Origin of the sequence: Halomonas sp. CKK8, from assembly GCF_029625235.1 — a bacterium.
Taxonomy (GTDB): domain Bacteria; phylum Pseudomonadota; class Gammaproteobacteria; order Pseudomonadales; family Halomonadaceae; genus Halomonas; species Halomonas ventosae.
Genome location: NZ_CP121193.1, coordinates 3,505,816 through 3,531,883, shown reverse-complemented (window position 1 = coordinate 3,531,883; position 26,068 = coordinate 3,505,816). Strand labels below are relative to the sequence as shown.

The window sequence follows — 26,068 nt, the reverse complement described above, 5'->3', positions numbered from 1 at the left end:
GGTTCAGCGTAGGGGCAGGCGGGCCTGGAGGCGCTCCATGGCCTCGCCGAGGTCATCGCCGAGCAGCTCCACCCGGGTCTCCTCCAGGTCGGCCTCGCGGATGCGAGCCATGGGGCCGCAGGCCATCAGCGGCACCTCAAGCTGCTCGGCCAGGCGCGGCAACTGGCGCCGCACCAGCTCGGCCTTCTCCGCCTTGCCGCTGGCCAGCAGCAGGGCCGCCGCCTGGAAGCGCTCCACCGCCAGCGGCAGCTCGCTGCAGGGCAGCGGGGCATCGAAGAGCTGGACCCGATAGCCGCGGTCGCTGGCGGCCAGGGCCGTGAGCAGCACCCACAGCGGGGCGGGGTCGTCGGGCAGGGGAGCGACCAGCAGGGTCGGGCCCCTGCCCAGCCGGTTGGCATGCAGCAGCCGGGTACCGATGCGGGTGCGCAGGAAGGTCTCGAGGGTGCGGCGCTGCAGCACGTCGCCGAGTTGCTCCCCCCAGCCCTCCTCGAGCTGGCGGACCACCGGCTGCCAGAGCTCGGCCAGGCAGGTGGGTACCGGGTAGAGCGCCAGCGACTGGTTGAACAGCTCCTCCAGGCGCGTCAGGTCCAGCGCTTGCACGGCGCTGATGAGCAGGCGGCGCTGGCCGGGCCAGTCGCCGGCCGCCGGCGCCGGGGCCTCCGCGCTCTCCGGCTGGTCGAGCAGCTCGCGCACCTGGCTGACCGGCACCCCGCGATTCAGCCACTGCAGGATGCGCTCGACACGCTCGATGTCCTCGCGGGCATACAGGCGGTGCCCCTTGGGTGTGCGCTGCGGCTTGATCAGGCCGTAGCGGCGCTCCCAGGCGCGCAGGGTGACGGAGTTCACCCCGGTCAGCCGGGAGACCTCGCGGATCGGATAGAGCGGGGTGTCGGCCGGACGCCTTGCCTCGTCATTCATGAGCGTGCCGACTCCCTTGCCTGCTCGGTGCAGTGTGGGATGGGTGCTCGCCAGTGTGGGGCGCTGGAGCCGAGGTCGAGCAGTGTCAGGGCATGGGGCATGGAAGTCTCCAGTCGCGATGGGATCAGGGAGTGTCGGCCGCCAGGGCCTCGCCGAGGTGGTGGCCGGAGAGCCAGGCATCCTCGACCCGCGGCCCGCGCCAGCCGTCGCCGCAGAGTGCCAGTCCCGCGGACGAGCGCCGATAGTCGCGGTTGACGGCCTCGCCCGCGGCGAAGACATCCGGCTGGGCGTAGCGCCAGAGATGGGCGCCCAGGTCGGTGGGCTCGGGCAGCGTGACACCGCGCGGCAGGCGCTCGCGGAAGCCGTCGAGCAGCGCCCGGGCCACGGCCTCGGCACCGAGCTCGAGGTGGGCCTCGCTCCACTCCAGGCGTGCCAGCAGGCTGAGGCTCTCGCCCTGGCCGTGGCGGCCCGGCTTGTGGTCGTTGCGGCTGACGAAGCGCAGCGGATCGTCGGCTGGCGCCCGCTCGTGGCCAGGGTCCAGGCGTACCGCCTGCCAGTCGTCGTCGACGCCCGGCAGGGAGGGCAGCGGCGCATCGAAACGCGCCCAGGCCGTCCAGCAGGGGCGCTGGATCACCGCCTCGCAGGCCTCGGCCAGGGCCGTCTCGTGGCCCGCCAGCAGCGTCGCGGCCTGAGGCGTCGGGACGGCGATCACTACCCGCGCGAAGGGGCCGTGGCGCGCGTCGTCCTGGTCCAGCAGCCACCACTGGCCGTCATGGAATTCGAGGCGCGCGATGCGCGTGCCGGAGGTGACCTCGAGCCCTTCGGCCAGCTGGCGGGTCACGGCACTCATGCGCGGGGTGCCAATGAAGCGCTCGACGTCGTCCCGATGGGGCTGCCAGCCCGTCTCGGTGACCTGCCAGAGAGTCTCGGGCCAGCTGGCGACATGGCCTGCCTCTCGCCAGGCGGTGACCCGGCGACGGAAGGCCGGGTCGCGCACGCTGAAGAACTGGGCGCCCAGGTCGACCACGGCGCCCGGCAGGCGCCGGCTGGACATGCGTCCCCCGGGGCCGCGGCCCTTGTCGAAGAGGTGCACCGGCAGGCCAGCTGCGCTCAGGGCCTGCCCGCAGGCGAGGCCGGCGATGCCGGCGCCGATGATGGCGGTGGAAACGGGAGGCTGGGACATGGTCATCTCGTGCAGTCAACGGCGTTCATCGCTAGACTAGCAGAAGTGTACAACGGCTGTATAACTCACGGTGGCTTGTCTTAAATGGCATGGGGAGGGATTCCGGATGCGAGTGCTGATCACGGGCGGCAGCGGTTTCGTCGGGCAGCGGCTCTGCCGGCGGCTGAAGGAGGCCGGGCATCGCCTGCTGGTGGTGTCGCGGGAGCCGGAGCAGGTGCGCGACCGCCTGCCGGAGGGCACTGATATCCGCCGTTCGGTGCTGGACTTCGTCGACACGCCGCCGGACGCCATCGTCAACCTGGCCGGCGAGTCGATCGCCTCCCGGCGCTGGAGCGACAACCAGAAGAAGCGCCTGATCGATTCCCGGGTCAACATCACCGGCGACCTGGTTATGCTCTGCGAGCAGCTCCAGGCCAGCCAGGGCCGAACACCCCGGGTGATGGTCTCGGCCTCGGCGATGGGCTACTACGGCGACCAGGGCGATCGCGAGGTCACCGAAGAGACCCCGCCCCATGACGAGTTCGCCCACCGCCTCTGCAAGCGCTGGGAGGACACCGCCCGGGAGGCGGCGGATTTCGGCGTGCGCGTGGCCCTGCTGCGCATCGGCCTGGTGCTCGATGCCGGCGGCGGCAGCCTGCAGAAGATGCTGCCGCCGTTCAAGCTGGGGCTGGGCGGTCGCTTCGGCGACGGCAAGCAGTTCATGCCCTGGGTCCACCGCGAGGACCTGGTCAGCGCGATCCTCTTCCTGCTCGAACGCGACGACCTGGAGGGCCCCTTCAACGGCAGCGCCCCCCACCCCGTCACCAATGCCGAGTTCACCCGCACCCTGGCCAAGCAGCTGGGGCGTCCCGCCCTGATGCCGGTGCCGGCCATCGCCCTGGAGACCGCCTTCGGCGAGATGTCGCGGCTGCTGCTGACCGGTGCCGACATGCGCCCGGCCCGGCTGCTCGAGGCGGGCTTCGAGTTCAGGTACCCGACGCTGGAGAAGGCCCTGGCCGATATTCTGGGCTAGCAGCCAAGCAGCCAAGCAGCCAAGCAGCCAAGTGGGCCCGGTAAGCGCCAGGGCACCGGGCATCACTCGCCGGCTGCGACTTAGGCTTATCCAGCCTGCAAGACCTCCCGAAACGCATCGAGGGGCGCCGGGGACAGGCCGAAGAGGAGGTCCTATGCCAGGGATGGCATCGGTAGCGCCCAGGGAGGGGTTCACAGCGCCTCCTCGCAGGCCTGCCCCCGGATCAGCCCCGACTCGCCGGCGTTACCGCGTCTCGTCACCCACGGTGACGATCACCCGCACCGCATCGAGGCGCAGCCGGGCGCCCTCAATGGCGGTGTCCAGCTCGGCGCGCTCGGCGCGCAGCGCCTCGAGCTCGTCGGCGCGGACCGCGGGGTTGAGCCGCGAGAGCGCCTCGAGGCGGCTGAGCTCGGCATCGAGCTCGGCCCGCATGCGCACCTGGGCGGCCTCGACGATGCTCGGCAGCTCCCGCTCGGCCTCGGTCTCGGCGCCGTCGAGCAGCTCGCGCAGCCGGTCGTGGCGGCTCTTGATCAGGTCGCGGGCCACCGCCTTCTTGACCTTCTGCACCGCCTTGGAGAGGCCGGTAAAGGAGATCTTGTCGGTCAGGTTGGCGCCGGACTCGTCGAGCAGCACGCGCACCGCGGTGGGCGGCAGGAAGCGGTTGAGGTGCAGGCGCTTCGGTGCGGGGCAGTGGGTGCGGAAGACCAGCTCGACCATCAGCCTGCCGGCGGGGATCGCGGGATGCCTGAGCAGGGCCAGCGCCGTGTTGCCCATGGGGCCATCGAGGATCCGGCCCATCATCTCGCGCAGCAGCGGATGCTCCCAGGAGAGGCGCTGGACGTCGTCCCGGGCCAGGGCGCGGGCGCGGGAGAAGGTAGCCGAGAAACCCTCCTCGCCCTTCACCAGGCCCGGCAGGCCGTCGAGCATCTGCGGGCTCGGCTGCAGGTGCAGGATGTCACCGCCCAGCTCCTGGCTGTCGACGCCGAAGATGTCCAGCGCCTGGTCCAGGTAGCGGGTCAGCGCCTTGTCGGCATCGAGCTCGCGGATCGCCGTGATGACCGCATCGGCGCGCTCGTGTCGGCAGGCGTTGAGCTCCAGCAGGCGGTTGCGCCCGGCGTCGCGCTCGGCCAGGCGCGCCTCGAATAGCGCCCGGGTCTCCGCGATCACTTCCTCGAGGGCCTCGTCGTCGAGCAGGCTGTCTGCCAGGGTGTCGCCGAAGGCGGCATGGATCTCGCTACCCAGGCCATGGGGCGCACTGAAGGCGTCCATGCCCTGGTGGTACCAGCGCAGCAGCTTCTCGCCGGGGCTGCCGGCGAACACCGGCACATGCAGCTCGATGGCATGGCGCTGGCCGATGCGGTCGAGGCGGCCGATGCGCTGCTCCAGCTGGTCGGGGTGCAGCGGCAGGTCGAACATCACCAGGTGGCGGCAGAACTGGAAGTTGCGCCCCTCTGAGCCGATCTCCGAGCAGACCAGCACCTGGCAGCCCTCCTCCTGGTCGGCGAAGGCCGCCGCGGCGCGGTCGCGCTCCACCAGCGAGAGCCCCTCGTGGAACACCGGGGCCTGGTAGCCGCCGAGCACGCGCAATCCCTCGGCCAGGCCCAGGGCGGTCTCGCGGTCATGGGCGATCACCAGCACCTTGTCATCGGCGAAGCCGCCCTCGCCGTCGTCGGCGAGGCGCTCCAGCAGCCAGGTCACCCGCGGGTCGAACTGCCACCAGGGCTCGGTGTTGAGCGGGTCGTCGGCCAGCGCCCGGTACATGGCATCCGGGTAGATCAGTACCTCGGGATGGTCGAGGCCGGTCTCGATCAGCAGCTCGTCCAGGTAGTCCTCGTCGCGCGCCAGGCGACGCAGCACCCGGCGATAGGAGGAGGGCGCCTCGAGTTCGGCGACATGCAGGCGGCGCTCGGGGAAGCCGCCCACATGGCGGCGGCTATTGCGGAACATCACCCGGCCGGTACCGTGGCGGTCCAGCAGCTGGTCGCGCAGCTGGTCGCGGGCGGCGGCATGCTGGTCCTCCCCGCGTTCGGGGTCGGCCAGGGTGTCGAGCAGGGCCAGGCTGTCGGGCTCGGCGATCACCGCGGCGACGCGTTCGCGGTCGGCGTCCTCGCCCGGCAGGCGCTCCAGGGCGTCGATCGCCTCGGCCACCTCCACGTAGTGCTGCTCCTCCTCGCGGAAGGCCTCGAGGCTGTGGTAGCGGTCCGGGTCGAGCAGGCGCAGCCGGGCGAAGTGACTTTCGAGGCCCATCTGCTCCGGGGTGGCGGTGAGCAGCAGGATGCCGGGCACCTGGGCGGCCAGGCGCCCCACGCAGGCGTAGCCGGGGCCGCTCTGCGTCGGGCTCCAGTCCAGGTGGTGGGCCTCGTCGACGATCAGCAGGTCCCAGTCGCAGGCCAGCGCCTGCTGCTGGCGATGGGGGTTGGCGAACAGCCAGTCCTGGCTGGCCAGCACCAGCTGGCCGGCCTCGAAGGGATTCGCCTCGCCATGGGCCTGGCTCTGCTGCTCGTCGAGCAGGGTGACCTCGAGGGCGAAGCGGCGCAGCAGCTCCACCAGCCACTGGTGGGTCAGGCTCGCCGGCACCAGGATCAGCGCCCGCTCGGCGCGGCCGGTGAGCAGCAGGCGATGCAGGATCAGTCCCGCCTCGATGGTCTTGCCGAGCCCCACCTCGTCGGCCAGCAGCACCCGCGGGGCGTGGCGACGGGCCACCTCGTCGGCGATATAGAGCTGATGGGGGATCAGGTCGATGCGCGGGCCGGCGAGCCCGAGTGCCGGGTTCTGCTCGATGCGATGGAAGTGGTGCAGGGTGCGAAAGCGCAGGTCGAACCAGTCGTTGCGGTCGACCTGGCCGGTGAGCAGGCGGTCGCGGGCCTGGTCGAACTGCATGGTGTCGGCGAGCCGTGCCTCGGGCAGTTCGCACAGCTCGCCGGCGTCGTCCTCGCCGATGTAGACGATCAGGCCGCCGACCTCCTTGCTGTCGTCGACGGTCATCTGCCAGCCCTCGGCGGACTGGATGCGGTCGCCGCTGCCGAAGGCCACCCGGGTCAGGGGGGCGTTGCGGCTGCTGTAGGTGCGGGTTTCCTGGCTGGCGCCGAAGAGCACGGTGACGCTGCGGGCGTCGACGTTGAGGATGGTGCCCAGGCCGAGTTCGGCCTCGCCGTCGCTGATCCAGCGCTGGCCGGGAGAGAAGTCGCTCATGGTGCCTCGGGGATGCTTGGGATCGGTTCGGTGCCGCTGGCCACACCCGGCCCGGCGGCGACAGGGCGCGGTATCTTACAGCAAAGCCCAGCGCGGCTTAAGCACTCGTGCCGATCAGCGCCCCTCCAGCCATGTCGAAAGCCGTGAGCGGGTGAGCTCCCCGACGTGCTGCTCCAGGGCGCGCCCCTCGCCGTCGAAGAGCAGGGTGGTGGGCAGGCCCGGGGATTCGGCCAGCACCATCAGCCGCTGGCGCGGGTCGAGCAAGGCATGGCCGAAGTCGAGGCCCTGGTCGTCGAGGTAGCGCACCACCTGCAGCAGCTCCTCGCCCTGGTTGACGATCACCACGGTGACCCCCTCCCGGGCGTCCGCCTCGGCCAGCAGTGGCATCTCGCGACGGCAGGGCGGGCACCAGGTGGCCCAGAGGTTGACGACGATCCGCTCACCGGACAGCGAGGCCAGGTTTACCTCCTCGCCGTCGAGGTTCTCCAGGGCGAGGTCGGGCAGCTCGCGCAAGGCCATGCCGCCGCCCAGCGGGGCCAGGGTGATCAGCGTGAGCCACAGCAGCGAGGCGCCCAGCGCCAGGCCCATGCCGCCCAGCATCGCCCCCAGCCGGTCGCGCAGCGACCAGGCGGTCCAGCCGAGCGCGGCCAGCAGGCCCCAGAGGCCATGGTAGCCGGGCTGCCAGAGCTTGAGGATGTCCAGCGGCGCCTCGGCATAGGCGCCCAGGTTCATCAGCCCATGCCCCAGGCGGGCACCAACCAGCCAGGCCAGCAGCAGGCCGTTGAACCAGCGGGCATGGCGCCCCCGGGGCAGGCCGAGAAGGAAGGCGCTGGCGGCCAGCAGGACCAGGGCGGCAAGGAAGGCATAGAGGCGTGGCAGCGCGATCAGGACGGGCCCCAGGGCGATGGCATCCATGTCGTGGCGGTGGCTCCCGAGAGGTCGGCGGCGGGCGCCGCAGCGGGTACACTGGGCGGGTTCGTTTCGCCAAGCCTACTGCCGGCGGGCAGGGCTGTCATCCAGCGGGAGCACTCATGGCACGACCGGCCTTCGATACCCTGCGCGCCCTGGCGATCGCCAGCCAGGCGACGGGTTTCATCCTGATCATCACCCTGGAGACCCTGATGGGGGATGCCGCGCGGCCCTGGCAGGGCTGGACCCTGGCGGCCATGGTGGCGGCCGCCCTGTGGATCGCCCTGGTACGCCTCTACCGCCGCAACCGGGCGCGCAAGGCCATGGCGAGGCGCCTGGCCGACGATGACGGCGATGCGGACTGACCGCGCCGCGGGGTGCCTGTGGCGTGGCGGTCTGCTGGCGCTGGCCCTGCTGCTTTCCGGCTGTGCCGCTTCCCCGGTCGCCCGGGAGCACACCACGGCCCTGACCCCCGAGGCGGTCGCCTCCACCAGCCTGGGTCGCTGGGCCCTCGACCAGGCCGCGCCCCACGAGGACCTGAACGGCCTGGCGCTGCTCGCCGACGGCCGCGACGCCTTCGCCGTGCGCTCGCTGCTCGCCGCCCGGGCCGAGCGGCGCCTGGACATCCAGACCTACCTGATGGGCGACGGCATCACCACCCGGGCCCTGCTGCACCGGGTGCTGGAGGCCGCCGAGCGTGGCGTGACGGTGAGGCTGCTGCTCGACGACATCGGGGCCGTCGGCCAGGATGCGCGCCTGGCCGCCATGGACAGCCACCCGGGCATCCAGGTGCGGGTCTACAACGCCCTGCCGCTGGGGCGGGGCCACCTGGTCAGCCGGGTGCTGGCCTCGCTGCCGGTGGCCGGCCGCCAGCATCGGCGCATGCACAACAAGCTGTGGCTCGCCGACAACGCCCTGGGCATCGTCGGTGGGCGCAACCTGGGCGACGAGTACTACAGCGCGAACGCCCCGCACAACTTCGCCGACCTGGACCTTCTGGTCATGGGGTCGGTGATGGAGCCGCTGTCGCGAAGCTTCGACCTCTACTGGAACCATGGCCTGGCCCAGCCCATCGGCCGCTATCGCCAGGCCGCCCCCGACGCCTGGCAGGGGCTGCGCGACGACCTGGCCGCCTGGCTCGAGGCGCGCAGCGACTCGAGCTACTTCAGCGCCCTGCGCGAGCGCTACGAGAGCCGCTCCCGCAGCCGGCTGGCCGACGCCCTGCACTGGGGGGAGGCCGAGGCCCTCTGGGACCCGCCCGGCAAGCCGGCGCGCCGCGGTCGGCCGCCGCTGGCCGAGACCATGGCCGGCCAGCTGGCACGCCGGGTCGCCCCCGAGTCGCGGCTGCTGCTGGTCTCCGCCTACTTCGTGCCCACCGAGGCGGGCAGCCGCCGGCTGCAGGCCCTGGCCGAGGCGGGCATCGAGGTGACGGTGGTGACCAACTCCCTGGAAGCCTCCGATGTCCCGGTCGTCCACGGCGCCTACGCGCCCTACCGGGCACAGCTGCTGGCGAGCGGCGTGGTGCTCTTCGAGCTGCGCGGTGACCTCGAGGCGGGCACCGACCCGCGCGACGAGCATCTCGGCAGCTCTGCCTCGGTGTTGCACATCAAGGCGCTGGGGATCGACCAGGACAGGCTCTTCGTGGGCTCGGCCAATGCCGATCCCCGGTCGGTGTGGTGGAACACCGAGGTGGGGGTGCTGGCCGAGAGCGAGGCGCTTTTCGACGACTTCATGGAGTTCGTGGCCGAGGGGGCGAGCCCCCAGCAGAGCTATGCCCTCGAGCTCGATGCCCGGGGGCGGCTGCACTGGCTGACGCTGATCGATGGCCGGCCGGTCCACCTCGACCGTGAACCGGGCTCGTCGGGCGCGCGTTTCCTTGCCTGGCTCAGCGGCGTGCTGGGGCTGGAGCCCTGGCTCTGAGACCATCCTCCCCCGTGTATGCTTGGGGCAGCCGACCATAGGGAGGAGCCATGACCGATTCGATCTCCGCGGAGGCCCAGGAGGCCTCGCCGTCACGGCTGGCGCGTCTCAGGGTCCCGCTGGGACTGGCGCTGGGGCCGCTGGCCTTCCTGCTGCTGGCGCTGATGGAGGTGCCGGCGCAGATGCCGCCGGCGGCCTGGCAGGTGGTGGCGCTGACCGCCTGGATGGCGATCTGGTGGGTGCTGGAGCCCGTACCCATCGCAGTCACCGCCCTGCTGCCGGTGGCCGTGCTGCCGCTCATGGGGGTGGCGCCCATCGACCAGGTGGCGGCGCCCTATGCCAACCCGCTGATCTTCCTCTTCCTGGGGGGATTCCTGCTGGCCGAGGCGATCCAGCGCTGGAGCCTGCATCGGCGCATCGCCATGCTGGTGCTGCGCGTCTCCGGGCTGCGCCCGGACCGGCTGGTGGGCGGCTTCATGGTCGCCACGGCGGCGCTGAGCATGTGGGTCAGCAATACCGCCACCGCGGCGCTGATGGTGCCCATCGGCATCTCGGTGCTGACCATGCTGGAACGGGAGGGCGGCGAGGGCGCCAGCCACCACATGGCCCTGACGCTGCTGCTGGGGATCGCCCTGGCCGCCAATATCGGCGGCATGGGTACCCTGATCGGCACGCCCCCCAATGCACTGCTGGCCGGCTTCATGGCCGACAACTACGGCATCGAGATCGGCTTCGCCCAGTGGATGCTGGTGGCGGTGCCGCCCGCCCTGCTGCTGCTGGTGCTGGCCTGGTGGCTGCTGACTCGCTGGGTCTACCCGGTGAGCCATGACGAGCTGCCCGGGGTGGCGAAGATGCTCCGCGATCAGGCCGAGGACCTGGGGCGCATGAGCCGTCCCGAGCAGCGCGTGGCGGCGGTCTTCGCCCTCGTCGCCCTGGCCTGGGTCACCCGGCCGCTGCTGGAGTCCTGGCTGCAGGTGCCGCTCAGCGATGCCGGCATCGCCGTGATCGGGGCCCTGCTGCTGTTCGTGGTGCCGGCCCGCTGGCGCCAGCGCCAGTTCCTGATGGACTGGGACAGCGCCCGTCAGCTGCCCTGGGGGGTGTTGGTGCTGGTCGGCGGCGGGCTCAGCCTGGGCACGGCGATCGAGGGCAGCGGCCTGGCCGCGGCGGTGGCCGAAGGGCTGGGGGCCTTCGGTGCCTGGCCGACCTGGGGACTGGTGGCGATGGTCGTGGTGGTGGTGATGCTGATGAGCCACGTGACCAGTAACACCGCCACCGCGGCGGCGATCCTGCCGCTGACCGCCGCGCTGACCGTGAGTCTCGGAGCCAGCCCGCTGCTGCTCTCGGTGCCGGTGGCCATGGCGGCGAGTTGCGCCTTCATGCTGCCGGTGGCGACCCCGCCCAACGCCGTGGTCTTCGGCAGCGGGCGGCTGAGCGTGGCGGAGATGATGCACGCCGGGGCCCTGGTGGGACTGGCGGCGATCCTGGTCATCACCCTGGTGGTATTTGTCCTGGCCATGCCGGTGCTAGGTTTCGGCTGGAGCGTTTGATCCAGGACATTGCCGGATTGCCGTCAGGGTCTAGGCTAGGATTCAGGAGGGGTGCCGCTGGGCATCCCGGTATGTCACTGAAAGGGCAGATATCATGTACCAGTCAATCCTCGTTCCCGTCGACGGTTCCAGCCATGCCGAGAAGGCGCTCCAGGTGGCCGCCCAACTGGCGAAGGGGACGTCCGCCGTCCTGCACCTGATGACCGTGGCCGAGTTTCCGCCGGACAACATCGGCCTGTTCACCGGCGGTGTCGCCGAACCCTATGCCGAGGAGGAGCGCGAGAAGCTGGCGGCCGGGATGAAGGAGGAGGCCCACAAGGCGATCGACAAGGCGCGCGCCACCGTCGACCTCGCCGGTATCGAGGTCAAGGAGGTGGTCCGCCAGGGCCGCCCGGCGGAGCTGATCACCGCCGAGGCCGAGGAGCTCGGCGTCGATGCCATCGTCATGGGCAGCCGCGGCGTCAGCGACGTGCGTGGCATGGTATTCGGCAGCGTCTCCCACAAGGTCAGCCATACCGCCGATTGCACCGTCATCACCGTGACCTGATGAGTCAGGGGGCCGGATGCTCGATGGTCTTGCCCCTTCATGAGGCGGTCGGTGCCAGGAAAACGGCACGCACCTGGACAATAAGCACCCGGTGTTTCTTCGGATGACGTCGTCAGGACATGCCCGGCTCTGCTGGTGCATGGCCAAGGTCTTTGTGTTCCCGGGTAACGCCACCCTATAGACTCGGCGCAAGCCATGCGGCATGGCGTCCCAGGGCGTCGGGCGACACAAGCGGACCGGCAATCCGCTCCGCCTGGCTGCCGAAGCTATCCCGTTGCCGGACAAGTCCAGCGTCCATGGCATGAGGGCAAGTATCGGGGTGGCGAGGGTGGTCCAGCGCACCGACACAGATCGCCGGCAAGGCTATCTTGAACCAACCCTGCGCCTCGATGACTTCAAGCCGAGGTTCAGGCGTTGATACCAGGGCGGCCTCAAGTTCCAAGCGCAACGCTATTGAAGGGTGTTCGGGCCACTAACCGATTTCTTGAGCACCTCGGCGTAAACTTCCAGCGGCGTGCGCCAGTCCAGTGTCTTGCGCGGCCGCGTGTTCAGTGAGTCGGCGATCTCGTCGAGTTCTTCCTGGCTGTAGACGGAGAGATCCGTGCCCTTCGGCAGGTACTGCCGCAACAGCCCGTTGGTGTTCTCGTTGGAGCCCCGCTGCCATGGGCTATGCGGGTCGGCGAAGTAGATCGCCGTACCGGTCTTCTGCGTGATCTCGGCATGCTTCACCATCTCCCTGCCCTGGTCGTAGGTCATAGACAGACGCAGGGCTCGCGGCACTTCATTGAGCTTGTCGCTGAAGCCGACGGCTGCCGCCGTGGCCGTGGTGCCATCCACTTTCGCCAGGATCACCAAGCGCGTGGTGCGTTCCACCAGCGTACCGACAGCAGAGCGATTGTTGGCGCCAATGATGAGATCGCCTTCCCAATGGCCAGGCATCAGGCGGTCTTCGATCTCAGGCGGCCGCATGTGGATGCTGACCAGCTCGGGAATCTGCTGGCGTCGATCCTTGCCACGACTGCGTGGGCGACGCTTGCCGTTGCCCTGCCGCAGGCAGGCGATGAGTTCCTTCTTGAGGCTGCCGCGGGGCATCACATAGAGCGCGTTGTAGATGGCCTCATGCGAGACCTGGCGACGTGAATCGTTGGGAGACATGCGCTTCAGTGTGCGGGCTATCTGTTCCGGTGACCAGTACTTGCGCAGCAAGTAGACCACCACCTCGAAGAGCTCCCCGTCGGGATTCAGCTTTGGACGCTGACGTGGCCGATGTCGCGTCAGACGAGCCCGGTAGCCCGCCAGGCCGGCATCGTAGCCCTTGATGGGATCGACCGTGTGGCGAGCGATTTCTCGCGACACGGTGCTCGGTGCACGTCCCAGATGAGTGGCGATGGCCCGGATCGAATGAGTGGCTCGCATCATCATGATGGCGGCTCGGTCTTCAGCAGAGAGATGGCGATAGCAGTGAGTCATGGCAACACCGTACCTGATGGGTCACGTGTTGCACTTGGTCATTGAGACCGCCCAGTCATTCTCCGAAGAAATATATTATGAAAAAACGGCAAGGCCGGAGATCGAAAGGACGAGGAGTACCAGACGAAATGACGAATAACCCGATGAATATGATGTTTGAGTGGATGAAGGTCGCCTCTTCCTACAACATGATGGCGCTTTCTGCCGGTGAGGTGATCGCCCGTCGCATGATGATGATGGCCAGTGGCGCGATGACCGGTCCTGATGCCATGGGCATGATGATGGAGAAGGCGACGATTTTCGCCACAGCGACCGAGCGAGCGGCAGTAGTAGCGGCCAGCGGTGCCGATCCCGTACGGATCACGGCGGCGGCGCTGAAGCCCTACAGCACCAAGACGCAGTCTAACGTGCGTAAACTGCGCCGCTGAGCGGAGTATCTTCATCCGGCGATAACTGCTATCAGGAAGATCAGTAACGCAAAACCGCCACTCGGAATGATCCGTAAGTGGCGGTTTTTTTACTATGTTCTCTGGTCGGAGTAGCAGGATTCGAACCTACGACCTCTGCCTCCCGAAGGCAAATAGGATGACCAGATGGCAAGGTCCCTTCACATAAAAACAAGTGGTTAAGTGATACGTTGTGCATGGTAGGGGACGTTTGTGCGTGATTGTGTTACCATGATGGTCACAGATTGGTCACACGGGAGACGACCATGGCGACCAAGAAGCTCGACACCAGTATCACGGACACCCAGGCCCGCCGCTTCCTCGACGAGGCTGGAGAGCGGGACACCCTTTGGTGCGATAAGGTCACCGGCCTTCACCTGATCAAGCTCAAGAAGGGTGGGAGCTGGCGCTACCGCTACCAGGACACCTTGGGCAAGCGCCATGTGGCCACGGTCGGTCGCTATCCCGCCATGAAGCCCCAGCAAGCCGCCGAGCGGGCCTTGGCCTGGCGGCACGAGGGGGCCGATGTCCTCGCCGACAAGGCACGGGAACGCCAGGAAGCGGCACAGGCGGCAGCTCTCGCCGAACATCGCACCCTGCGCGCCTATCTCGAGGGGCCCTATCAGCGCTACCAGGACCGCAAGCGCGCCGGCGGCGAGACCCTGGCCATCATCAAGAACAACTTCCGGGACTACCTGGACCGTGACATGGCCAGCCTCACGCGCGCGGACATCCGAGAGTGGCAACAGACGCGCGAGGCCGAGGGCAGGGCCCACACCACCCTTAAGCGCGCCTTCGGAGCGCTCAAGACGATGTTGCGGCACGCCACCCGACAAGATCCGCCGTTGCTGGAGGAGATCCCGCTCGAGCGAGTCACCCTGGAGGCCCCAACCGACACTGAGCGGGCCGAGACGTTGAGCGCAGAACGGGCAGAGGAGCGACGCCCGCTGACCCCCGAGGAGATCCAGGGGCTACACGATGGCCTGGCGGCGCTCGCCGAGGAGCGGCGCGCGGAACGTCGCAGCTCTCGCGCCCACGGTAAGCCGCACCTGCCGGACCTGGATGGTGTGGCGTATCCTCACTGGTTCGTCCCCTTCGCATACTGCTCGTTATACACCGGCTTACGTCCTGGCGATGTGTATTCGCTAACCTGGACCGAGTTGAACCTCACTTTCGGGCGATTGGTGAAAGTGCCGCAGAAGACGCGCCATCATCCTGATCCCGCGAAGATCACCCTGGACCTGCCGGAGGCGCCCCTGGCAATCATGCGGGAGTGGTGGAAGCAGCAGGGCAAGCCGGATAAAGGACTCGTGTTTCCCTCTCCTGTCACAGGCCGCCAGCTGGACAAGCAGGCGCATTCACGACCATGGGCGCGCGTGAAGCGGCTGGGGGGGCTGCCGGAAGAGCTTAAATTTTACTCTTTGCGGCATCACTTCATTTCGACATTGGTGACCCACGGGGTGCCCCTGTTAACCGTGGCAAAACTGGCAGGACACAAGTCAGTGGCCATGATCGAATCGCATTATGGCCACCTTTGCCCGACAACGGCGAGAGACGCTATCGCTGCATTTGGCGAAACCGTGACGCGACGACAATCAGGATAAAAGCATCAACCTTCCGGGCCGCTAATGTTGCGGCCTTTTTTTATGTCCGCGCTTCAAGTGTCTCGAACGGCTGACGATTCCCGCGTATCTGTCATCGATCGCTGCCGAAAGTGATGACGGGTCCCAGCGGGGGATCTTCGCCATCCAGTAGTCGGGCTCGACCTTCTCGCGAATCTGACGCGCGCACCTATCAGTGCAGGGGTGAACGCGGCGTTTTTCGTACTCGTCCATGATCCAATACTTGGCCGCCGCCTTGCCAACAATCGTTCCTGCGATGTGATCAGGCAAGTCTGCCATCGGCATGCTGCCGTCGTCGTCGATCGTCTCGCCGCCCAACGTGGCTTCGAGTGTCCGCATGCTCACGCCTGACGCGCTGTTCACGTAGAAGAAATCGCCTTCGACACCATACTGGTCAAGCATCTGTCGTCCCTCCCGTAATTTCCACCCCTAGCACGGCCCATTATCACATCAAGCAGCATGGAGGTGAGCACAAACCGGAGCAAACCGTGATGATTAATCCTCCATCTGACCGACAAAGCTTTCCCGAGTTCCTCCGTCCGAAAAAGGCGGCTGAATATACGGGGATCAGCAGGCGGAAGCTGTACGAGCTCAACGAATGCGATCCGCGATTCCCCCGCAAGATTGTGCTGGGATCGCGCTGCGTGGGCTGGCGTCGCGAGTCGCTGGATAAGTGGCTGCGCGAGGCGGAAGGGGGTGAAGCATGATCCCTCTTCGAAAAAACTTCAAACTCGCTGATCCGCTAAAACGCGCCGTTAATGATGATGCCGAGCGCGAAGAACTATCACGCATTTTAGAGGAACTTGTTTTATCACCAGGTGAGGAATCGTCGAAATCCGCCAGAAAGTATCTCAAGCGACTTCACGAGAATTACGAGGAAGTCTGACATGGCGACCAACAAAAAACCGCCCACGGGAGGCAGTCCGTGGGCGGTCTATCAGGCTCTGGCGGGCCAACTCGACGTGCAATCAAAATTGGCTGACGACATTTTCGCCCATACCGGCGCGCATGTCCAGATCATTGCCAATGGCGAGATCCACCGCCACGACCACCCCGACGGCAAGCGCGGCAACAAGCGGCTGTGGTACGTCTGCCGCCACGATTTCGCGTGCTGGGGCGACTGGAGAACAGGCGAGCACCGCAACGTCTTCGCCGACGCCAACCCTGACCCCGAGACGGCCCGCAAGGCCCGCCAGGAGGCCGAGCGCCGCCAGGAGGAACGCAGGCTAGCCAAGGCCCAGAAGCACGCTCAGGCCGCCACGCAGGCTCAGGAGGCCCTGCTTCGACTGCCCGAGGCCGACCCGCTGCATCCCTACCTGGTCAAGAAGCACATAGCGCCCTTCACGCTTCGCCAAGACGGCCAGGACCTGGTGGCGTTCCTGACCGATGGCCACAGGGTTGTGGGCTATCAAACCATCAGTCCTGACGGGGAAAAGCGCTTTCTCACTGGAACCGCCAAGGAGGGCGCGTACTGGCCACTTGGACACGTGAAAGACGGCATCGTCATCTGTGAAGGCGTGGCCACGGCCATCTCCCTGTTCATGGCGTACGGTGGATTTGTGGTGGCGGCAATGGACTGCGGAAACCTCAAACCTGTCGCGCTGAATCTTCGAGCGCGTTACCCCGACACGCCGATCATCATCGCTGCGGATAACGATCACCACCGAGACAAAAACCCTGGTGTCACGCACGGAAAAGCCGCCGCAGAAGCGGTTGACGGAGAATGCATCTATCCCGCCCCGATCCCCGGCAGAGAAGAAAAAGGAAGCGACTTTAATGACCTGTGGCTCGCGAGCCCATGGTACTTCGGCCGGGAGACAATCGTATGAGCATTGCACAACACGACTTCGACAGGACGGTGGAAGCCTCGAAAATCAAGCTTGCCGAATCTCGCAACGAAAAAGAGCCCATCGAAACCGGCGAGAATTCTGAACAAGTCGAGTCCGACCTGGATGGCATCGAGATACCTGAGCCCGAGCACCCCGGCGCCTTCCCTATCCCACTGAGCTGCCGAGAATCATTCATCGTGCGGCTGGGGCTGGATATGGCCCGCGTCACCGAGATGCCTGAGGCAACCGCTGTCATCACCGCACTTGGCGCATTTTCGGGCATCGTGTCAATGGCTTTCTGTACCGGTTATACCGATGGGCAGCGCCTCCCGCTAGGGCTTTACACGGTCGCAGAGCAACCGCCCGCAACCGCTAAAAGCCGTCTGCTGAACAGCTTTGCCACCCCCTGGCTCAAGCGAGTGAAGCAATACAATACCAAGCGCGCCGAGGAGGCCGAACATGCCAGCGAGGAGGGCAACAAGGTGGAACCGCGCCTGCTGCCAATGCCCTTCAGTAACGCCACGCCAGAGGCAATGGAGCAGGTCATGGCGAAAGCCGCTTGCGGCCATTTCTGGCTGCAATCGGCAGAACAAGGCGCCATTCGCCAACTGTTCGGTGACGGCGTGAAGGACAGGCCAAAAAATTTCGATCTCGCCTTGAAGGGCTTTAACGGTGAGTTTCATTCTAACGCCCGAGTTACTCGGGAAAAGCTTCAAAAGGAGGTTTACGGAGCCGTCACTGTTTTAGCTCAGGCAGGGAGCATCCGCACCATCCTGACGAACAGCGATGGCGATGGACTGGCCGAGCGTTTCCTGTTCGTGGCCGAGCCCCACAAGCTGGGGAGGCGAATGCATGACTCCCGGCACGCGGATCCCGAAGTGCAAACCATGTTCTCGGACAGTCTGGATGCAGTGCTGACCCATTACCAGACCATCCCTGATGGGAAGCGCGGCGACCTGGACGCTCTACACTACTTGAGTTTTTCTGACGAAGGGCACGAGCTTATCCGGCAACATAAGATCCGAATCGAGACCAAGCTGGCCCAACATGTCGACAACGGCGAAATGATAATGGCCGCCATACTGAGCAAATCGGACATGCAAGCCATGAAGCTTTCCGCCGTCATGTATCTGAGCGATTGCTTGGCGCATGGCAAACCCTATAGTGCGCGGATCCCTGACGAGTATCTGGAAGCCGGGCTAGAGCTTGTCATGGCCGTTACCGAGCATATCGAATCGGTGCTGGTGAGCATGGAGCGCATCGGCCCCGAGGCCGCACGCGAGGCTATCCGCCGCCAGTTCGATAAGCGTGGCGAGCGCACAATTAGGGACGTGGTGCAGAACGTCAAGAAAGTGAAACCGTTCAGGGACAACCCGGAGCCCAGCACCTACGCCAGACGGATCATTGTCGGCATGGTGAACCGGGGAGACCTGCTACACGTCGGCAATAAGCTGCTACTAGGCTGACCCCTCCAGAGTTCCAGCCGTGGCCCCGCTGCCGAGGTTTTGGTTGGGGGAAATCCGACTCCCCCCTGTCGCCAGACACCGAACCCGCATGGCACGGGGTTTTCAGCCATATTAGGGATATCGGCTTCCCCCGCATTTCCCCCACTATTTCCCCCACCGACAAACCGCGCAACCATGCGGGTTGTAGAGCATATAGGTGTAAAAGGGGGGGAAGTATATATATACCCCTCCATAGTTACTTACTGCCACTGGCGCTGACACTCCTCCACGAGTGCCCGTGCACGCACTCACGGAAAACTTCCCCCATTTCCCCCAAATCGGCCACGAGCCCAGCAACCATGCGGGTTGGAGTGGGGGAAATCGACTTCCCCCAACTTCCCCCATTTCCCACAAGGTCGTTTTTGCCCACCCCCTTTCTTCTCTGGCGCGTAGTTGAACATTCGACACCTGCCATATGCTGGCATCTTTTGCTTGAAGTAACCTTCTGATATCACGTTATTTTATCTTTGAAGAGAGATTTAATGTGTCCAATATGTGTCCATTTGGCGTTTTAAATGGCATGCTAATGGAGCAGCAATAGGAGGCGGTTATGGCCATAAAGCAGGCAGATATCCCTGATACCTACTCGCCCGACTGGCTAACCAAGCTGGACGGTCGCACCCGTGTGGCCCAGATCGTCAATGAGCGGCTCTATGCGCTTGAACAGGATCTAGGCGGTTACGAGCGGTTGAGTTATCAGCGCCGTTCACTAGCGAAGCGTGCGGTCTGGATGGAAGCCATTATTGAGAAACAGGAAGCAGCGCTTGCAAGAGATCAGGAAGTCGATCTTGGCAAACTGGCTCAAGCCGTCAACACGCTTATGGGCATTCTGAGGACACTGGGACTTGACCGACAAACAATTGATGTCTCGTTGGCCGAATACGTGAAGAAACAGGAATCATCGCCGTGAATATCCTTGACGCCACACGAGATCCGCATCTGTTTGCGCGTTGGTTCGAACGTGGCGATTGGAGTGCCTGGTTTGCCTTCCTGGCGGCCCTGTTCGCCCTGCCCCTGGATGATGATCAGCGCCGCATCTTCGAAGCCTGTACAGGACGCTCACAGCCGACCCGTGAGCCCTGCAAGGAAGCATGGCTGGTGGTGGGCAGGAGGGGCGGTAAAAGCTTCGTGACGGCGCTCGTTGCTGTCTTCCTGGCGGCCTTCCACGACTATCGCCCGTACCTGCAACCGGGCGAGCGAGGCACGGTGCTGATCCTGGCCGCCGACAGGAAACAGGCGCGTACCATCCTGCGCTATGTGCGGGGCTTGCTGGAGAACGTCCCGATGCTGGCGGCCCTGGTGGAGCGCGACACGGCTGATGGCATCGACCTCAAGACTCGGGTCAGCATCGAGATCCACACGGCCAGCTTTCGCGCCACACGTGGCTATACCGTCGTGGCGGCCCTGTGCGACGAGGTGGCGTTCTGGCGCTCTGAAGAGACCGCCAATCCCGATGTAGAGATCATCAATGCGCTGCGCCCCGGCATGGCTACGATCCCCAACGCGATGCTACTCGGGCTGTCCTCGCCGTACTCCCGGCGTGGTGTGCTGTATGACGCGCACCGGCGGTACTTCGGCCAGGACGACGCCCCTGTGCTGGTGTGGCAGGCCGACACGCGCACGATGAATCCCACGGTGCCGGAGCACGTCATTGCCGAGGCGTTCGAACGCGATGCCGCTGCTGCATCAGCCGAATACGGCGCCGAGTTCAGGCGCGACCTGGAGGCATTCGTCAGCCGTGAGGCATTAGAGCAATGCACGGCCCCTGGCGTTCTGGAGCTGCCGCCTGTGGCGATGCTGCCCGAGGGCAGGGCCCCGGCCTATGTCGCCTTCGTCGACCCCTCTGGCGGCTCCAGGGACAGTATGACGCTGGCCATTGCGCACGAGGAAAATGGTATCGCGGTGCTCGACTGCGTGCGGGAGTGGAAGCCGCCCTTCAACCCCGACGACGTCGCCCGAGAGGCCGCTGCTGTAGTGAAGTCATACGGCCTGGCGTCGGTGACGGGCGATGCATACGGAGGGGAATGGCCGCGAGAGCGCTTTTCCGCCCATGGCATCGGCTACCAACTGGCGAGCAAGCCCCGGTCCCGGCTCTACTTAGAACTGCTCCCCAGGCTTAACGCGGGGACCTGCCAGCTGCTGGATCACTCCCGGCTCCTGGCCCAGCTAGGCGCCCTGGAGCGCCGCACAAGCCGCGCTGGGCGCGATACCGTTGATCACCCGCCCCGAACCCATGACGATGTGGCCAACGCCGCTGCGGGCGCCCTAATAGCTGTGAGAAGCCGTATACCGATAGGCGAGATAATCCTTGTGGAATCTATCATGGCTCGGGAGTTCTGGGATGGCTATATCTGACCCCAACCTTCCTGCTTTTTGAAAAAAACATGATGAAATTGATCAAGTTCGCAATGAGCTAGCACTCATGGTTGCTAACTTCGATCATCATCTTACAGATCTTCTCGATTAGATAAGGTGGAACTGATTCCCCGATGACCTCTGCAATTTTTGAAGTGCTCATAGGCTTCCCTAATGCTTCAAAGGAATAGTTGTACCTATCTATGGTTTGAACAACCATCGCCTCATAAATTGAAAGTACACGGTTTTGATCTGGGTGAATCTTGTTATCCGAAGCTTCGTAGATAAAGTTTTGAGTCAGGGTGCGTGCAGGCTCGTCCCATTTCATTCTTCTGTATGCAGAATGAAACCCTTTCAGCAATCTGTAGTTGCCTTCTTTGTCCTTCACGACTGGCCTGGGAAGTAGTTCCCCACATTTTTGACAATGAATGGGAATTTCCTTTGAAGACACCCACTTGCCATTTACTTGAATGTCTTTGTGTCCGGGGTTTTTGGAATAGCCACACTCAGGGTTTGCACACTGGTTGTTGAATGCTGTATCGCCTTCGCGTGTTTTATCAACCCACTCATATTTCATCTTGTTCATTATTGGGACATAATGTTGTGGATGAAAATCTGGTTTGGCGTTATTTCCTTGAGTAGCATCTAGTGCTGGAAGGTGACCTATGGCATCTCTCAGCGATTGGCGTTTCTCCTTCATTTTCGGAGAAAAGAAAGATCCACCGTTAGACTTAAAGTATTTTTTACCATTTTCATCTCTTGTGAAAATGGTAACTAATCGCTTTCTCAGTTGAGGAATGCCATAGTCTTGACATGCGACTATTTCAGCGCGCCCTAAGTATTCATCCCCTAGGCTTCTTGTTAGATAATCGAGGACATTCTCAAAGTGATTGCCATGAGTCCTGATTTCAGTATTCCTCATGCCCGGCACGTTCTCAAAAATAACCCACGTGGGCTTTAGAGCTTTTATTATATCTACGGCTGGCATGATGAGTCTGTTCCGCTCATCTTCTTTTAGTCTTCTTCCTTGTGAGATTTCCCACTTCAAACGCCCCATTCCGTTAGAAGACATTCCCTGGCAGGGAGGTGTGGCATATAGCAAGAAGAGATCATCACCTTGAAGAAGTTCTTTAGTCTTAACTATGAATTCTTCTTTAACTTCTTTGATATCACCTTCGAGCATTTCCCCATTTTTAAAGTTGTTCTTATAGCAAGATGCACGCAGGGGAATAATTTCGTTTGCCAACTTAATCTTAATGCCTGCTCGCTCTACACCTAGTTCCCCAATTCCTGCTGAGGAGAATAAACAGACTGCGTTTAAGTCTTTCGTGCCAGGTCGAGAGGCTGAAAGACTAGTAGTTTTTACTTCCTCATAGGCTTCTTTGCCAAAAAGGTCTTCTTGGATATGAGTTGTCATGCCTCTTCTACCGCCGGTTTCGAAGCTAATATTTCACTAAGGATCTCGCTGAATGCACCACTCAACACGGGCGGTACTGCATTTCCTATTTGAGATGCAATGTCAGTTTTTGATCCACAGAAAACAAAAGAGTCATCAAAGCTTTGAATTCTGGCCGCTTCCCTCGGAGTAATGGCCCTGTCATCGATTGGGTGTATACATTTGCTAGATGCAGGAGATGTGAATTTAACAGTGATCGTGGTAGAAGGTTCGTCTTTTTCTAAACGGGAATAGCATGAGCTATATCCGCTACTAACCATTCCCTCAGGTAGGCAGCTTTTGCTGTGGCCAGCATGCTTGATTACCTCAAGCATTTTCGGCGAATGATTTGCAGCCTGATGAAGAAGTAGCTTTTCTGGAGCACCTGCTCTTCTAACGATTTGATAAGAGTTGCGGGGGGCATGAGCGTACATGTCGCTTTTCTGTCCAGATTTTAAGCTGGAGAGATCAGATAGCGCATCCCAAAGAGTCACTGCAGGCAGTCCATCATTTGGGTGTTGAATGTACTTAGCCTTGACCTTAGTGCCTATCACTCTCCCTGAAAAACTATGTGTAGGGGTCGGGAATCTGATAATAGACGTTCTTGCTGATGACCGCTTTTTGCCGATCATGAAAAAGCGTTCGCGCTTTTGGGGAACACCATAATTGGCAGCATTCAAAATTCGCCAGTCGACATCATAGCCGATGTTATGAAATGACAATATAATTGAGTTTAGAAGCTCACCTCCATTGGCACCTATGATGCCGACTACGTTCTCCAGCAAAAATGCTGTGGGCCTTAATGTGGCCACATAGTCTACAAATTTTTTGTATAGGAAGTTTCGCGGATCTTCTAACCCTTGTCCTCTCGTTGGGCGAATAGATGAGAAGCCTTGGCATGGTGGCCCCCCCACTATAATATCTACCTGAGATGCACCAATTTTGTCAGCCATCTGCGTGGCAGTGAAATTGTTGATGTCATCGCAAATCACCTTTGCATCAGGATGGTTTTTTGCAGCAGTTTTCGATGCAGATTTGTTTAAGTCAATGCCGCCTACAACTTGTAAGGATGGGTTGGACTGAGTTAGTCCATAGGATAATGCGCCAGTCCCGCAAAAGAGGTCAAGAACCTTCAGTTTTTTATCGCTCATCAATATGGTTCACTCAGTCATTAGGCCAATTGCCACTTTGGCTTTAACTATCTAATTAGCATTCGCGCGATTATACCCTTCCTGCTCTTTATGGTCAAGCTTAAAGCCTTGGTTGGTTCCGTCGTTATCAATATTATTAGATGTTCTTGATTTTTCTCTTCGTTGGTTTTTTGGATAATGCAGATTAAGAAGTGCTTGTGATAGTGAGCCTATATATACAAGTTGACAAAAAATGTTTTGTGACTTGTTGCAACGAGGCCTCCGGCTTTGTGAGGGCGAGCTCAATATCAATGTTATGATCCTGGTGGTATTAGAGGAGCATTTCAATATTCATGAATAAGTATGCTTGACTTGTGTATGTCGATATGAGAACTATGGAAAAGTTTTCGTTGCATTATTGTTCACTAGCTGGCCGTCAGGTGTTTTTTTACATCTCATAAATGAGTTTGAAATAACCTTTCATGACAATAAGGGCTGATATGAAAACTCCAGAAATTCGCTCAAAAATCATGTCGAGCGTCAAGTCGAAGAATACCCGGCCTGAGATTCAGGTAAGGAAGTTTTTGCACTCCGCTGGATTTAGATTTCGACTGCACCGTAAGGATCTTCCAGGAAAGCCGGACATAGTGCTGCCAAAATATAATCTTGTGATTTTTGTCAATGGGTGCTTTTGGCATCAGCATCCTCGCTGTCATTTTGCATCAAACATACCCAAGACTCGTCGCAAATATTGGGAGTCGAAGTTGCAAGGAAATGTTGAGCGTGACAAAAGCTCTCATGAGGCTCTCTTAAATATTGGCTGGAGAGTCCTAGTGATTTGGGAGTGTGGGATTCGTCTGAGTTTTAGTTACTTGGATGAAGTAGTTGATATTATAAAAAGCACTGAAAGTTATGTCGAATGGCCATCTTCGCCTCCGCGCTTTCGTCTTCACTAGTTATGACCTCTAGGAAGTTTATTCATCCGCAACCTATCTGGAAGTCTGGAGATGCAAACCAACCAACCTTTCCAGAAGGTCCGGATAAACACTCACAGGAATCTCCGCCGCATATCTAGTGGTCGAGACCTGATAGTCCAACGCGTCGTGGAGGAAGGGATTTGCCCGAAGGTGGCCGTCAAGGCTGGGGGCATCAAAAGGCGACAGGGCGAACACGGTGGCGTAGCGATGTCCCTTATGCACCGCGAATTCGTCCATCATCAGCCGCCGCAACTGTGTTGGGTGCGGTGCCGGACGATCGCGTTGCAGACGCTGCTTGTCGATGGTCATCACGGTGTGCCAGTGCAATCCGAAAGATCCACGACATGCCGCATTGGCAGCAAAGTGACAAGATACTTTACACACTGGCGCAGCGGGGTGGTGACCGACCCGGCAGCCAGTCGATACGTTCCCGTGTCGTGTCACAGAGGGGGTGGTGCCGGCGGCGTACTGGCACCTCCAGTTCCACTCGGTAGATCAATAGCGATGCTTCATGGTCGCGGCGGTAGTGCATATTATGCGTCAGGACTTACGCATGGACGCAGGCGCGACAGAGGTGCGGTACGTATTCATCTAGTGAACAGCTTCTGAGGGTCGACAAAATCGTGACGGGTGGGCGTGAACACTTTCGAGAACAGGCAGAGCGGGGAAGCATTCATGACAACGGCGGTGTCCGGATGCTGACCTTTTAGCGAATATCTGCTTGCTCGGCTTTACCGGCATTTTTCTATCTCGCCCTGCCTCAAGCTCTGCCTGTTTCACTCTGATCTATGAAGAGCCAGAAAGTTTTATGCATTTCTGTGACGAATGCGGCCACGACTATCTCTAGGTCTTCTCCTGTTGAACTAGGCGCTGCTTCCCGAGATGCCATCAAAAGGGATTATTCGATACCACTGCGCACTCTCTTGAGAGTGGGTTGAAAGAACCGTCGTCCCAGTGCTCAGCTCATCCATTCTTTTGACCACGGGGGGCGTGGCAATGCCTTCCAAGAGTTTGTTGTAGATTTCGGTGCCCACGCCCTTATCGTCAGCATCAAAGATCTCGTATTGCAGCACTCCGTTTACCCATTGGAATCGAGCAACTGGGTTTGTGATTCCTTGTAATTCAGGTGCTTCAAACCGCAAGGTGTTATCCGGATTTGTCTTTTTCTGTCCAGTACGCGTCGCTTTGTTAGTGCCAACTTCTCTGGGCACATTAGTGCCCGCTGAAACAACCTCGGTTGCGTTGTTCATGAAGGAGCCTTGGAGCAGAGGTTTCGAAATCTGGACTTGTTTCCCATTTCGTCTCGGCCTCACCCGCATGAGCAGTACTTCCTCTGATACAGAAGTGGTAGTATGGCCGCCAAATTCCCTGCTACCAGCTCTGCTGACTCGATTTCCTGGGCCAGTCTCGCTCTTGCCGAATAGCGGCTCTCGCTCTGAGGGTTTTGAGCCGGCTTCGGACTCTCTGCTAGCGCGGATCTCCTCTTCAGTCCGAACGTAGCCTCGGTCATGAAGCTCATTCAGCAATTCGTATGTCAGCTGTCGGGTCCTTGTTTCCGAGCGTTCGTCCCGCCACCTATCCAGGGTCTCGAGGGTCTTCTCGATCGTCTCGTCATCCACGGCTTCTGTGAATACAAGAGAGACCTCAATATTTTTATCCAATCCCGCCCCAGTCATGTTGTTAGAGCCAACGAACAGACGAGCTAGCTTATGGTTTCTGAAGAGGAAGACCTTCGGGTGAAAGGTGCAAGCTGGGTTCTCATCGAAGAACACGTGCGTCTTAATGTCAGCTCCCTCGTCCTCGAGGTCCAAGAGGCTGCTCAAACCCTCGTAGCTTGTGCTGCTGAAATCCAGGCCCACGGTGGCGCGTATACACCCGCCCTCGGCAAGAAAGCTCTGCGCCGAATCCATGATTCTCTTGGCGCCAGCATGGTTGACCCATGCAACCGCGAACTCAAAGATGTGCCATTGACGCTGGCCATCCGTAGTCGAGTCCAACTCTTCACAGATTCGCTCGCCAAAGCTTGATATTGGTTGGGAGATGAGCATTAATAGGCCTCTTCTTAGTCTGT

24 protein-coding genes are annotated in these 26,068 nt (G+C 62.0%); 14 read left to right on the top strand and 10 right to left on the bottom strand.

Translation table 11 applies throughout. The features are described from left to right. Positions 1 to 3: 3 nt before the first annotated feature. Complete coding sequence (locus P8934_RS16650) at positions 4 to 918, bottom strand: MerR family transcriptional regulator (protein WP_278032009.1); 915 nt, start codon at positions 916 to 918, stop codon at positions 4 to 6. Between the two features lie 124 nt (positions 919 to 1,042). Then, the gene (locus P8934_RS16645) at positions 1,043 to 2,101 is read right to left on the bottom strand and encodes an FAD-dependent oxidoreductase (protein ID WP_278032008.1); all 1,059 of its coding nucleotides are present in this window, start codon (positions 2,099 to 2,101) and stop codon (positions 1,043 to 1,045) included. Positions 2,102 to 2,207: 106 nt separating this feature from the next. Between P8934_RS16645 and P8934_RS16640 the strand changes: the two genes are divergently transcribed. Then, positions 2,208 to 3,113 (top strand): TIGR01777 family oxidoreductase, encoded by a 906-nt coding sequence (locus tag P8934_RS16640; RefSeq protein ID WP_278032007.1) that lies wholly within the window; start codon positions 2,208 to 2,210, stop codon positions 3,111 to 3,113. A gap of 243 nt (positions 3,114 to 3,356) precedes the next feature. Here P8934_RS16640 and rapA read toward each other — a convergent pair whose 3' ends face one another. Both rapA and P8934_RS16630 read right to left on the bottom strand, forming a co-directional pair. Continuing rightward, positions 3,357 to 6,305, bottom strand: a complete 2,949-nt coding sequence (rapA, locus tag P8934_RS16635; protein ID WP_278032006.1) for an RNA polymerase-associated protein RapA — start codon at positions 6,303 to 6,305, stop codon at positions 3,357 to 3,359. Positions 6,306 to 6,419: 114 nt separating this feature from the next. Then, a complete protein-coding gene (locus P8934_RS16630) occupies positions 6,420 to 7,220 on the bottom strand; it encodes a TlpA disulfide reductase family protein (protein WP_278032005.1) in 801 nt (266 codons plus the stop codon). Between the two features lie 116 nt (positions 7,221 to 7,336). On the opposite strand from P8934_RS16630, the gene P8934_RS16625 reads away from it, so the two are divergent. From P8934_RS16625 to P8934_RS16610, 4 genes are all read left to right on the top strand, one after another. Further along, the gene (locus P8934_RS16625) at positions 7,337 to 7,579 is read left to right on the top strand and encodes a hypothetical protein (protein ID WP_106232087.1); all 243 of its coding nucleotides are present in this window, start codon (positions 7,337 to 7,339) and stop codon (positions 7,577 to 7,579) included. Beyond that, a complete protein-coding gene (locus P8934_RS16620) occupies positions 7,569 to 9,134 on the top strand; it encodes a phospholipase D family protein (RefSeq protein ID WP_278032004.1) in 1,566 nt (521 codons plus the stop codon). The genes P8934_RS16625 and P8934_RS16620 overlap by 11 nt, the downstream gene beginning before the upstream one ends. A 50-nt stretch (positions 9,135 to 9,184) precedes the next feature. Further along, positions 9,185 to 10,681 carry a DASS family sodium-coupled anion symporter gene (locus P8934_RS16615; RefSeq protein ID WP_278032003.1) on the top strand — a complete coding sequence of 499 codons (1,497 nt, stop codon included), beginning with the start codon at positions 9,185 to 9,187 and terminating at the stop codon, positions 10,679 to 10,681. A gap of 94 nt (positions 10,682 to 10,775) precedes the next feature. Beyond that, the gene (locus P8934_RS16610) at positions 10,776 to 11,228 is read left to right on the top strand and encodes a universal stress protein (RefSeq protein ID WP_106232090.1); all 453 of its coding nucleotides are present in this window, start codon (positions 10,776 to 10,778) and stop codon (positions 11,226 to 11,228) included. 450 nt (positions 11,229 to 11,678) lie between these two features. Here the strand turns inward: P8934_RS16610 and P8934_RS16605 are convergent, their stop codons facing one another. Then, positions 11,679 to 12,650, bottom strand: a complete 972-nt coding sequence (locus tag P8934_RS16605; protein ID WP_278032002.1) for an IS30 family transposase — start codon at positions 12,648 to 12,650, stop codon at positions 11,679 to 11,681. Between the two features lie 176 nt (positions 12,651 to 12,826). On the opposite strand from P8934_RS16605, the gene P8934_RS16600 reads away from it, so the two are divergent. Both P8934_RS16600 and P8934_RS16595 read left to right on the top strand, forming a co-directional pair. Then, entirely contained in the window at positions 12,827 to 13,126 is a 300-nt protein-coding gene (locus tag P8934_RS16600) for a hypothetical protein (protein WP_278032001.1), read from the top strand. Positions 13,127 to 13,410: 284 nt separating this feature from the next. Then, positions 13,411 to 14,748, top strand: a complete 1,338-nt coding sequence (locus P8934_RS16595) for an integrase family protein (RefSeq protein ID WP_278032000.1) — start codon at positions 13,411 to 13,413, stop codon at positions 14,746 to 14,748. A gap of 21 nt (positions 14,749 to 14,769) precedes the next feature. Here P8934_RS16595 and P8934_RS16590 read toward each other — a convergent pair whose 3' ends face one another. Beyond that, a complete protein-coding gene (locus P8934_RS16590) occupies positions 14,770 to 15,168 on the bottom strand; it encodes a hypothetical protein (RefSeq protein WP_278031999.1) in 399 nt (132 codons plus the stop codon). An 89-nt stretch (positions 15,169 to 15,257) separates the two neighbouring features. On the opposite strand from P8934_RS16590, the gene P8934_RS16585 reads away from it, so the two are divergent. From P8934_RS16585 to P8934_RS16560, 6 genes are all read left to right on the top strand, one after another. Further along, positions 15,258 to 15,473, top strand: coding sequence for an AlpA family phage regulatory protein (locus P8934_RS16585; protein ID WP_278034054.1), 216 nt, complete (start codon positions 15,258 to 15,260; stop codon positions 15,471 to 15,473). Continuing rightward, positions 15,470 to 15,652: a hypothetical protein gene (locus P8934_RS16580; protein WP_278031998.1), complete on the top strand. Its 183-nt coding sequence runs from the start codon at positions 15,470 to 15,472 to the stop codon at positions 15,650 to 15,652. Before P8934_RS16585 ends, P8934_RS16580 begins: the two co-directional genes overlap by 4 nt. Position 15,653: 1 nt before the next feature. Further along, the gene (locus tag P8934_RS16575; protein WP_278031997.1) at positions 15,654 to 16,595 is read left to right on the top strand and encodes a toprim domain-containing protein; all 942 of its coding nucleotides are present in this window, start codon (positions 15,654 to 15,656) and stop codon (positions 16,593 to 16,595) included. Beyond that, the gene (locus P8934_RS16570; RefSeq protein WP_278031996.1) at positions 16,592 to 18,061 is read left to right on the top strand and encodes a DUF3987 domain-containing protein; all 1,470 of its coding nucleotides are present in this window, start codon (positions 16,592 to 16,594) and stop codon (positions 18,059 to 18,061) included. The genes P8934_RS16575 and P8934_RS16570 overlap by 4 nt, the downstream gene beginning before the upstream one ends. Positions 18,062 to 18,650: 589 nt before the next feature. Further along, a complete protein-coding gene (locus P8934_RS16565) occupies positions 18,651 to 19,010 on the top strand; it encodes a hypothetical protein (RefSeq protein ID WP_278031995.1) in 360 nt (119 codons plus the stop codon). Next, entirely contained in the window at positions 19,007 to 20,455 is a 1,449-nt protein-coding gene (locus P8934_RS16560) for a hypothetical protein (protein WP_278031994.1), read from the top strand. Before P8934_RS16565 ends, P8934_RS16560 begins: the two co-directional genes overlap by 4 nt. Before the next feature lie 58 nt (positions 20,456 to 20,513). Here P8934_RS16560 and P8934_RS16555 read toward each other — a convergent pair whose 3' ends face one another. Further along, positions 20,514 to 21,872, bottom strand: a complete 1,359-nt coding sequence (locus tag P8934_RS16555) for a DNA cytosine methyltransferase (protein ID WP_278031993.1) — start codon at positions 21,870 to 21,872, stop codon at positions 20,514 to 20,516. Continuing rightward, a complete protein-coding gene (locus tag P8934_RS16550) occupies positions 21,869 to 23,041 on the bottom strand; it encodes a DNA cytosine methyltransferase (RefSeq protein WP_278031992.1) in 1,173 nt (390 codons plus the stop codon). Before P8934_RS16550 ends, P8934_RS16555 begins: the two co-directional genes overlap by 4 nt. Before the next feature lie 461 nt (positions 23,042 to 23,502). Between P8934_RS16550 and P8934_RS16545 the strand changes: the two genes are divergently transcribed. Further along, a complete protein-coding gene (locus tag P8934_RS16545) occupies positions 23,503 to 23,976 on the top strand; it encodes a very short patch repair endonuclease (protein ID WP_347403443.1) in 474 nt (157 codons plus the stop codon). A gap of 33 nt (positions 23,977 to 24,009) precedes the next feature. Here the strand turns inward: P8934_RS16545 and P8934_RS16540 are convergent, their stop codons facing one another. Together P8934_RS16540 and P8934_RS16535 are read right to left on the bottom strand one after the other, a co-directional pair. Then, a complete protein-coding gene (locus P8934_RS16540; RefSeq protein WP_278031990.1) occupies positions 24,010 to 24,306 on the bottom strand; it encodes a hypothetical protein in 297 nt (98 codons plus the stop codon). Between the two features lie 554 nt (positions 24,307 to 24,860). Continuing rightward, on the bottom strand, positions 24,861 to 26,045 hold the full coding sequence (locus P8934_RS16535; RefSeq protein WP_278031989.1) for a phospholipase D family protein: 1,185 nt from the start codon (positions 26,043 to 26,045) through the stop codon (positions 24,861 to 24,863). Positions 26,046 to 26,068: the final 23 nt, after the last annotated feature.